This window comes from Nocardiopsis halotolerans DSM 44410 (assembly GCF_000341065.1).
Lineage (GTDB): Bacteria > Actinomycetota > Actinomycetes > Streptosporangiales > Streptosporangiaceae > Nocardiopsis > Nocardiopsis halotolerans.
Window position 1 is genome coordinate 1 of record NZ_ANAX01000117.1, and the last position, 735, is coordinate 735.

Genomic DNA, 735 nt, shown 5'->3' on the forward strand with positions numbered 1-735 from the left:
CCCGGGGACGAACCCGTCGGCGTCGGCGTCGAAGGCCCTCGACCGCCCCGTCGGGGAGAACGAGCGCAGCCGCGACCCCAGCTGGAAGTACTGCGGCGACAGGCCCATGTGCACCCCCGCGACGACGGCCTGGTCGCACTCGCCCCCGCGGATGCTGCGCACGGCCTGGTGCAGGGCCACCAGGGACGATGAGCACAGGGTGTCGATGGTCATGCTCGGTCCGCGCAGGTCCAGGAAGTGGCTCACCCGGTTGGCCAGGATGGCGTTGTGGTTGCCCAGGGCGGCCGGGGTCGGCACGACGTCGCCCACCACCTGGTCGCGGTAGTGCTGGTAGCTGGCGCCCACGAACACACCGACCGTCAGGTCCCGGCGCGCCCCCGCGGGACCGGCGTCCTCCAGCGCCCGCCACACCGACTGGATCAGGTGCCGCTGCTGGGGGTCCATCCACCGGGCGTCGGAGGGCGGGATGCGGAAGAACGCGGGATCGAACTCGTCCCACTCGCGCACGAACCCGGCCTCCCGCAGGTAGACGCTGCCGGGCGACTGGTCGGTGGAGTAGTACTCCTCCAGGTTCCACCGGTCCGCCGGAACCTCCCGTACGTGGTCCTCGCCCCCGGCCAGGACCCGCCACAGCCCGTCCATGTCCGGGGCTCCGGGGAACACGCCGTCGATCCCGACGACCGCGACGTCGTGGAGGTCGTCCGTCCGGTCCACGGCGGCCTCCCCGGCGGCGGG

General features: G+C 73.2%; 1 protein-coding gene. It reads right to left on the reverse strand.

Annotated features, from left to right (window positions below; all coding sequences use genetic code 11):
• Positions 1-714, reverse strand: a 714-nt coding sequence (locus tag D455_RS29855) for a beta-ketoacyl [acyl carrier protein] synthase domain-containing protein (RefSeq protein ID WP_169552613.1), incomplete at its 3' end; no start/stop codon positions are given.
• Positions 715-735 lie beyond the last annotated feature (21 nt).